Below are 8,431 nucleotides of genomic sequence, written 5' to 3' on the forward strand. Positions count from 1 at the left end.
CGGGCGGCCCGGGGCGTGCCCCCGGGGGGCCGGGACGCAGACCGGGCGGGCCGCCGGGCAGGCCGGACGATCCCCGGCCCGTCCCGTCGCCGACCCGCACCACACCCTCGTTGACCGGCGAGCCGCCCGGCGCGGGCGCGATCACCCCGGCGATACGTTGCAGCAGCGTGGGCTTCTGCCGAAGCTCCTGCTCCGCCTCCTGGACCGTCTCGACCGGGATCTTCGGCACGGTCTTCTCGCCGGTCCACTCCAGGAAGCTGCCGCAGGAACCGCAGAAGGTGTCCGCGTCACCGTTGTGGTTGCCGCACTCACGACAGATGATCACGGTCGAGCACCTCCAGGGTCGTCGTCACGTGCGCCGGAACGACCGCGCGGCACAGCTCGTCGAGGGCGTGCCGGGCCACCGCCGCCGGATCGTCCACCCGCACCCGGACATGCACCCGGGCCGGCGGCAGCACGGCCGGCAGCGGCTCCGGCCGGGTCGACCAGGACACCCCGGTCGAGTCGAGGACCTCCACCTCGCCCCCGGTGGCCAGCTCCACGGCCATCCGCAGCCCGACGACCGTCCCGCGCAGCCGGTGCGCGGCCACCGCGCCGGCCACCATCGCGCGCTGCCGCTCGACCGGCCAGTTCTCGTCGAGCTGGGCACCGACCCAGTGGCCGAGCCAGAGCAGGAAATCCGGCGGGGTCAGCTCCGGGTCCAGGTACGCGTCGAGACAGTCGAGGGTGGACACCACCGGTGCGAGCACCTCGTCCAACCCCTCGGTCCAACGCACCAGCAGGTCGTCCTCCTGCAACAGGGCGGGCAGGAAACCGGCGATCGGGTACGGCATCACGACGTCGACCAGGCCCCGCATCAGTTCTCCTCCACCCGGAGCTGGTGGTCGAAGGAGAAGACCAGGCTGTCCGGCTCCAGGTCGATCCGGCCCGCCTCGGTGCCCCGCTCACCGGTCACCGGGTTCGCGGTGAACAGCCGCAGGTCCTCCACCAGCTCCACCCCGCGTACCCGCTGCAACACGGCGAAGAGTTCCCCGGCCTGCACCGGACGCCCGAACGGCCAGCCCCGACCGTCCGGGCCACCGCCGGTCAGCGGGCTGAGGAAGCCGTACAGGGCGGCCAGGCCCTCCTCCCGGACCCGCTCGACGACGACCCGGGGCCGGGCGATCACCCGGGCCACCACGGTCACGCCCCGGTAGCGGGGCGGCTCGACGACCACCCGGGTGCCGATCAGCCGCGTGGCGTCCAGCCGCCCGGCCACCCGGGCGAGGCTCGACTCGGCCGGGATCAGGTCCTCCAGCCGCAGCCGCCCGTCCTCGGCGGGCGCCGCCGGCACCACCAGCAGCCGCGCCACCGGCGGCCCGTCCCCGTTGCTCGGCACGCAGCGGACCCGGGCCAGCTCCGGGGCGGCCTCCCGGGCCAGCACCTCGTGGTCCTCGGCGGTCACCGCGCGACTGCGGCTGCGCAGGGTCAGCGGGCCCCGGCGACGGGCCTCGTCCAGCGTCTCGCCGTCCACCCCGCCGCTGGCCGGGTGCCGGTTCTCCACCCCGGCGACGTACGGGATCGAGGTCCGCAGCGCGGTCACCGCGCCGACGCCGACGTTGCCCCGGCTGCCGCCGCCGACCGCGTACCGGCGCAGCCGCAGCCGACCGCCCCGGGGCGGCACCGCGCCGTAGCGGCGCAGGGTGCCGTCGGGTTGCCGGACCGCCGGGCCGAGGACCACCTCGCCGGCCACCCCGTCGAGCAGGAAGTGCCGGTCCTCGGGGCCGCTGCCGGCGAAGTGCTCGACCGGCGACCACTGCTGCCAGCCGTCGTCGGAACTGACCTCCAGCACCGGGTCGCCGAAGCCGGCCAGCACCGGCCGGCGGGTCAGGGCGAACCGCTGACCGGGCACCCCCTCGGAGTCGCCGAGTTCCTCGTCGTCCACCAGGTCGGCGTGCACCGCCCCGGTGGTGCCGCCGACGGTGTTCGCGGCCAGCCCGAGGACCACCGGGGAGGCGCTGTAGCCGGGCTGACCCTCCTGCGGGGTGACCACCCGGGCCCGCAGCCAACCGGCGAGTACCCCGTCGACCAGGGTCGCCTGGTGTCCGGCGGGCACGTGCAGCAGGATCGCGCCGGGACGGTTCAGCGCCCCGGTCTCGTCCAGCCCGACCTCGCAGCCGAGCCAGCCGTCGGCGCCGCGCGCCTCCCAGCGCAGCGGCGGGTGCAGCGGGTTGACCCCGACGCCGTCGACGCGTCCCTCGAACTCCAGCCGCACCGCGCAGCCGCCGACCGCCCGGTCCAGCCCGATCAGCAGTTCGTCGCCGGGCTGCGGCACCGGGGAGAACGCGGCGACCGGGCCGCCCAACTCCAGGGCGCCGGTCTGGTCGGTGATCCCGTCGGCGGTCCGGACCCGGAGCTGGGTCAGCGCGCAGGGCGGCACGGCGAGGTCGGCGAGGGTGGCGAAGACCAGGGGGTCCCCGCCGTCGCCGACGGTCACCGCCCGCGTCCCCGCCGGCACGACCTGGGTGGCGCGGGCCGGCGTGGACAGCCAGAAGGTCAGCGTGGTCCGGGCGGCCGTGGGTGGCACCAGGCGCACCCCGATCAGCTCCAGGAACTTCACGTAGAGCCGGTCGGGCACCCGGTTGAGCCGGTAGATGAGCTGGTCGGTCAGGGACGCGAACGTCTCGATCAGGGTGATCCCCGGGTCGGCCGGGTGCAGGTCCGTCCACTCCGGGCAGCGGTCGGCGATCAGCCGGCGGGCGTCACCGACCAGGTCGGCGAAGCCCCGGTCGTCGAGGTCGGGGGCGGGCAGTGCCATCAGCCGAGCACCCCCGTACCGGTCAGTTCCCGGTCACCGGGGAGGGTCCGCAGGTTGAGCCCGAGGGTGCCCGGCTCGTCGGTGTCGCGTACCCGGTAGCGGATCTCGATGTGCAGCAGCCCGTCGCCGCCGGCCGGGTCCTCGGTGACGGTGACGTCGTCGATCTCGGCCCGGGTCTCCCAGCGTTCCAGCGCGGCGCGCACCTCCACCGCCACGGCCCGCCGGGTCTGCCCGGTGACCGGCTCGAAGACGAAGTCCCGCAGCCGGGAGCCGAACTCCGGCCGCATCGGGCGCTCACCCGGGTAGGTCGCCAGGATCACGCACATCGCCTGCTCCAGCAGGGCGGTGCCGCTGATCGTGGCGAGTCGACCGTTGGGCTGCACCCGCAGCGGAAAGGCACACCCGGTGCCGATGACGTCGGCCTGCATGGCACTCCTCAGTTGAGCTGGATGGGTTTGCCCTTGATGGCGGTCGACGCGGTGCCGCTGATGTTGACCTGCGTACCGCTGATGTCGACCGTCTTGCCCTTGAGCTTCAGGCTGGTGCCGCCGTCGAGGGTGAGGCTGCCGCCCGGACCGGCCTTGATCTCGACGGCGGTCTGTCCGGTGCACTCGATCAGCAACTTGCCGGGTTTGTCGGGCGCACAGCGCAGGGTCACCGTGCCGGCCACCTGGTCCATCGCCAGCGAGAGCTTGTCGCCCCTGGTGCCGAGCACCACGTCGGCGGCGGTCGGCTGCCCCTTGCCGCCGGGCGGCACCTCGTCGTGGAAGACCAACCGGCTGCCCGACGGCGACAGCAGGCCGCGCCGGATCACCGAGCTGGTCTGCCCCACCGACTTCACCCCGCTCGACCCCGGCTTCGTCGACGACGTCTGGCCGCCGTCCAGGCCGTAACCGGTGTGCCGGCTGGGCAGGCTGCCCAGCACGTACGGGCGGCGTACGTCGCCGAACTCGAAGGCGACGAGCACCTGGTCACCCGGCTCCGGCACGAAGAACGCGCCACCGGTCGGGCCGGCGAAGAGCTGCCCCACCGGCGCCCAGTCGGTCTCGTGGTCCGGCGACAGCCAGGGCAGCGCCAGGGTGACCCGGCCCAGGTTCTGCGGGTCCTTGACGTTGCTGACCACCCCGCAGACCACCCCGTCGATCCGGGCCGCACCGCCCGGGTCACCGCCGCCGGTGTTCGCCAGTCCGAGCAGCGACCGGTCCTGCGTCCCGCCGATGGTGAACTCGGTGCGGTAGCCCTCCCCGGCCTCGTCGAAGACGTGCCGGGCGGCGCTGAGCGTCCAGGTGCCGGCGAACGGTGCGGGCACCCCGTCCACCTTGACGGCCTTGCCGGCGACCAGCCGGGCGTCGCCCAGCGCCTCCCCCTCCGCCTCGGCGAACCCGCCGCCGATGCTGGCGGCGAGCCCCTTCGCGACCTGGGTGACCGCGCCGTCGGCCCGGCCGGGCACGGGCAGTCCCCGACCGACCAGGACGTGCGCGCGGGGGCCGGGGGCCGGTCCGACGTCACCGACCGCGCTGTTGCCGGCCCGTGGCGGTGCCGGCGCTCCCCGGGGGACGAAGGTGTCGGCCGCCCCGGTCGGCGTCCGGCCGGCCAGGCTCACCCCGTCGGCGGTGGTCGCGGCACGGCTCGCCACGGCCGTCGCCGCGACCGGGTCCCAGGCGCGCACCTCGACCTCGGGGGCGAGGTTGCCGGCGCTGACCCGGGGCAGGAAGCGGCGCAGGTTGCCCCGGAAGGTCAACGGCACCGGGCTGCCGGCCCGGCGGGCGGTGGCCGCCCGGCGGAAGTGGAACCGGTCCCCGTCGGCGCCGATCTCGTAGCCGATCTCTCGGGCGCGGGCGCTGAGGAACTCCCAGTCGGTCTGGGCGACCTGGGAGAGGTGGGCCAGCCGGCCGCTGGTGGCGTCGATCGTGCCGACCGACAGCTTCGCGGCGGTCGCCACCTGCCGGGCGACATCGGCGTCCGACTGGTTGAGGAAGGTACGGGTCCGCCGCACCCGGTGCAGCCGGTGGTCGTGGGTGTAGCCGCGCACCACCACGTGGGCGCTGAGGTCCACGAAGTGTCCCTCCACGGCGGTCACCTCGCCACTGATCAGCCGGTGCTCGGCCGAGCCGTCCCCGGTCGGGCCGAAGACCTGCACGGCGGTGCCCAGCTCCAGCCCGGCCGTGCGCAGCACACTGCCGTCCAGGTCGGCGAAGGTCAGCTCGAACATGTCCGGCAGGGCGGCCTGGGTGTCCACCACCACCCGTACCAGCTGGTCGGCGGCGGCCGTCGGCAGCGCCCGGCCGGCGGTGCCGACGGTGACCCGGGGACGCAGGGTCGCCGTACCCCAGAGCAGGCCGTGCCGGTCGATCGCGGTCATCGTCCGGCCCCCACTACCGCCGCGCCCCGACGGACGCGCCCCTGGCCTGCGCCCGCATCGGGTCGTCCAGCCCGCTGGCCAGCGCCCGCTGCCGCCACTGCGCCGGGTCGGTCCGCACCGACCGGGTCGGGACCGGACCGCCCCGCTTGGGAAAGATCTCCCCCTCGATCACGATCAGGTCCAGGGTGGCCTGGGCCCGCACCGGCTGCCCCTCACCGTCGAACCGGGTCAGGTTGACGTTCAGCGTGCTCAGGTTGACCGCCATCGACAGCTTTCCCCAGGTGAACGTCAGCCGGGGCAGCTCGATGCCGGTCGCGCTGCGGCTCTGCTCGTCGACGCTCGGCGGGCCGGAGAACGCGATCAGCTTCTGCACGTCCTGGGCCACCCCCGCGCCGACCAGCAGCACCTCGCCGGCCATCACCCGCAACGCGGTGTCGGAGGTGAGTTCCACGCCCCGGCCCCGGCCGACGAGCTGGGAGGCCCGGGAGGAGCGGGTGATGCCCATCTTGGCCGGGTTGTAGGAGAACGCGACCCGACCGAGCGTCGGCGACGACAGGGTGGCGGTCTCCGCCTTGGCCTGCAGGTCGGGGAAGAACCCCTCGTGCACCAGCTCCAGCCGTTCCACGGCGACCTGGTTGCTGTCCGAGGAGAGGTCCGGGCCCGTCCACGACGACGGCCGTACGCCGTAGAGCAGCCAGCTGGTGGCCGGTTCGCCGTCGGCGTCGAGCAGGGTGATCCGGGCGGTGGTCCGGGTGTCGTCGCCGGTGCCGTCCTGCCACGAGCGCAGCACCCCGACCAGCCACTGTTGCAGTTGCGCCGAACTCTCCCGGTGCACCGCCCGTTCCAGCACGATCGGGGCGTAGCTGACCTCGCCGGGCAGGTGGTACTGGCCGACGTAGTCCCCGGTCACCCGGACCACCTCGGGCCGGAAGTCGGCCCGCAGGCCCCGGCAGGAACGCCACAGCCCGATCTGGACGTCACCGATGGTCACCTGGAAACGCATCGCCAGGCCGAGCTTGAGGGTCCGTCTGACCCCCGGCCCGTCGCGGAACATCTGGAGCAGGCCGCCTGCGGCGAGCCCCTGCGCGGTCTGGCTCGGGTCGCCCAGCATCCCGCCGAGCTGCCCTGCGGACACGGCGGCCATCAGAGCGAGAACTTCACGTCGTCGTGCAGGAAGCCGGTGTGCGCCAGCTCCAGGGTCTCGACCGCCACCCCGCTGTGGCTCGGGTCGAGTTCCGACACCGACCAGCCGACGGGGAAGAAGTGCTTCAGGTCCCAGCCGACGATCTTCAGGCCGACGCTGTCGACGAGCTGGATCGTGCCGCTGAGCGGGCGGTACCGGTTGGCCTGCTGGCAGAGCCACTCCTGGACGACCTGCGAGTCGAAGCACACCGCCCGGCTGAGCCTGATCCGGCTGTAGGTCGGCTCACCCACGTAGGTGAAGACGTCGTTGCTGTCCCCGGCCCGGTACTCGCAGACCTGCCAGGTCACCCCCAGCCCGGAGACCCGGGACCAGGAGCCGAGGTTGTACCGCTCGTCGTCGATGACCACGAGGTACCGGTGGTTGACGCCGGTGACCTCGAAGAAGCCGCCCATCAAGCGGGCCGCGGTGGAAAGACCGCCTGCCATCGTTTCGCCCTCCTCGTCGCCTCGTCCTGGCCCCGCATCCGTGCGGGCGTGCCACCTGCCCTGCGTCGTGCCACCTGCCGTGCTCAGCGGAACTGGGTCAGCCGTCCGCTGCGTTCCCGGTCGACCAGCAGTTCCTGCCGCAGCCGTCCGCGTAACCGCCCGTAGAGGCGGCCCGCCAGTTCCTCCAGGTCGTCGGGGTTCTCCAGGTCCACCGGCCGGCCCGGCGACCGGTCCGGCACCCGGTCGGCGTCCCGGTCCAGCCGGGCCGCCGTGGCCCGTCCCCGGTCGGCCACCGTGCGCAGCTCCGCCCGCAGCCGCTCCACCGCGTCGCGTACCTCGGCGATCCGGCCCGCGCTCCGGTCGATCGTGGGTGCCGCCGTCGCGGCGGCCACCTCGGCCCGCAGGGCGTCCGGCGTCGGCCCGGCCGGCTGGTCGGCGGCCCGGTCCTGCTGGTGGTCGAGTTCGCCCCGCACCAGCGCCCGCAGGTCGTCGAGGGTGGCCGCCGGGGTGTCCATCGACGCCCGCTGGAGCGGGTGGGCGGCGGCCGGCGGGCCGGTCGGCGCGGCCGGGGGTACGCCGCCCGCACCGGGGTTCGCCTGCCAGGTCAGCCCACCACCGGGGGTGGTCCCCCAGGTGCCGGCGGTGCCCGGGGGTGTCGGCGCGGCAGCCCCGCCGGTCAGCGGCGCGACGGGTGGCAGCACGCCTCCGACGCCCGGCCCACCGCCGTCGCCGAAGGCGTGCTCGGCGGCGAGCGCCCGCGCCTCCAGGTCCCGGCCGGTGCCTGTCGACTCGGCCGGCGGTGCCGCCCCGAACGTTCGCTGCTGCACCACGTGGGCCAGCTCGTGGGCGAGCAGCGCGCGGGCGGGCGGCGCGTCCAGTGGCCCGGCCGACGCCGGCAGCAGCACCTCGCCGCCCCGGGTCGCCGCCCGCGCCCCGGCCTGCTGCACCACCTCCGTGGCCGCCGCGCCCCGCCACACCGGCACGGCCGCGACGTCCACGCCGTACTGCTGCCGGAAGCCGTCCACCAGGGCGGCCGGGACCTGCTCCGGCAGCTCGGCGACGCCCACCGGAGTGGGCGGCGGTCCCGCGCGGTGCGTCAGCGGCCCGGTCCCCTCCGCCGTGGTCGATGCCGGACCCGGCCGTCCGTCCGCCATCACCGGCGCGGCGGTGACACCCCCCACGGGGTACGCCGGGACCCCCACGTCCGTGGGTGCGGCCGTCGTCCACGGCTCCGGCCGGTCCACCCACCCGGCCCGCTCCGCCGACGGTACGGGCGGATGCGGCACCGCTTCCACCTGTCCCCGGCCCGGCGGCCCCTGACCGGCCCGGCCGTGATCCCGGTCCACTCCCGACGGAGACCCGGCCGGCGGGGACTGCTCCGGACGCCGGGTGAGAAAGAAGGACGACGGCGGGGACACCGGCTCGGGGTGGTACGTGTCGCGCCCCACCGGCGGGCCTGGCCGGTCGTCCGAGGTGTCGTGCCCCGGCCGGCCCGGTCGGTCGTCCCCGGTGTCGCGGTCCACCACCGAACCCGGTCGGTCGTCCAGGAGGTCGCCCTCCGTCGCCGAAGCCGGCAGCTCGTCCGCGATGTCGGCCCGCGCCGCCGAAGCCGGCCGGTTGTCCGTGCTGTCACGCCCCGCCGG

Annotated in this window: 7 protein-coding genes and 1 pseudogene; all 8 read right to left on the minus strand. The window is 75.2% G+C overall.

The genetic code is table 11. The features are described 5' to 3' along the window. Positions 1-325, minus strand: a pseudogene (locus H1A17_RS32530) (hypothetical protein); the annotation flags it as partial. Then, positions 309-857: a phage tail protein gene (locus tag H1A17_RS32535; RefSeq protein ID WP_194823675.1), complete on the minus strand. Its 549-nt coding sequence runs from the start codon at positions 855-857 to the stop codon at positions 309-311. The pseudogene H1A17_RS32530 and the gene H1A17_RS32535, both read right to left, overlap by 17 nt. Continuing rightward, positions 857-2,797 carry a putative baseplate assembly protein gene (locus tag H1A17_RS32540; RefSeq protein ID WP_145917721.1) on the minus strand — a complete coding sequence of 647 codons (1,941 nt, stop codon included), beginning with the start codon at positions 2,795-2,797 and terminating at the stop codon, positions 857-859. The genes H1A17_RS32535 and H1A17_RS32540 overlap by 1 nt, the downstream gene beginning before the upstream one ends. Beyond that, a complete protein-coding gene (locus H1A17_RS32545) occupies positions 2,797-3,225 on the minus strand; it encodes a GPW/gp25 family protein (protein WP_088643773.1) in 429 nt (142 codons plus the stop codon). The genes H1A17_RS32540 and H1A17_RS32545 overlap by 1 nt, the downstream gene beginning before the upstream one ends. An 8-nt stretch (positions 3,226-3,233) precedes the next feature. Further along, complete coding sequence (locus H1A17_RS32550) at positions 3,234-5,159, minus strand: phage baseplate assembly protein V (protein ID WP_194823676.1); 1,926 nt, start codon at positions 5,157-5,159, stop codon at positions 3,234-3,236. A 13-nt stretch (positions 5,160-5,172) separates the two neighbouring features. Further along, complete coding sequence (locus H1A17_RS32555; RefSeq protein WP_168222374.1) at positions 5,173-6,294, minus strand: phage tail protein; 1,122 nt, start codon at positions 6,292-6,294, stop codon at positions 5,173-5,175. 8 nt (positions 6,295-6,302) lie between these two features. Next, a complete protein-coding gene (locus H1A17_RS32560) occupies positions 6,303-6,788 on the minus strand; it encodes a phage tail protein (RefSeq protein ID WP_088643770.1) in 486 nt (161 codons plus the stop codon). A gap of 83 nt (positions 6,789-6,871) precedes the next feature. After that, positions 6,872-8,431 (minus strand): DUF4157 domain-containing protein (locus H1A17_RS34935; RefSeq protein ID WP_228544680.1); only part of this gene is annotated, 1,560 nt, incomplete at its 5' end.

The sequence above is a fragment of the Micromonospora sp. S-DT3-3-22 genome (assembly GCF_015354745.1).
GTDB lineage: Bacteria > Actinomycetota > Actinomycetes > Mycobacteriales > Micromonosporaceae > Micromonospora > Micromonospora wenchangensis.

Excerpts from the sequence above, each read along its gene's own strand:
- H1A17_RS32535 (WP_194823675.1), bottom strand. The coding sequence starts at position 857 with ATGCGGGGCCTGGTCGACGTCGTGATGCCGTACCCGATCGCCGGTTTC.
- H1A17_RS32540 (WP_145917721.1), bottom strand. The coding sequence starts at position 2,797 with ATGGCACTGCCCGCCCCCGACCTCGACGACCGGGGCTTCGCCGACCTG.
- H1A17_RS32545 (WP_088643773.1), bottom strand. The coding sequence starts at position 3,225 with ATGCAGGCCGACGTCATCGGCACCGGGTGTGCCTTTCCGCTGCGGGTG.
- H1A17_RS32550 (WP_194823676.1), bottom strand. The coding sequence starts at position 5,159 with ATGACCGCGATCGACCGGCACGGCCTGCTCTGGGGTACGGCGACCCTG.
- H1A17_RS32560 (WP_088643770.1), bottom strand. The coding sequence starts at position 6,788 with ATGGCAGGCGGTCTTTCCACCGCGGCCCGCTTGATGGGCGGCTTCTTC.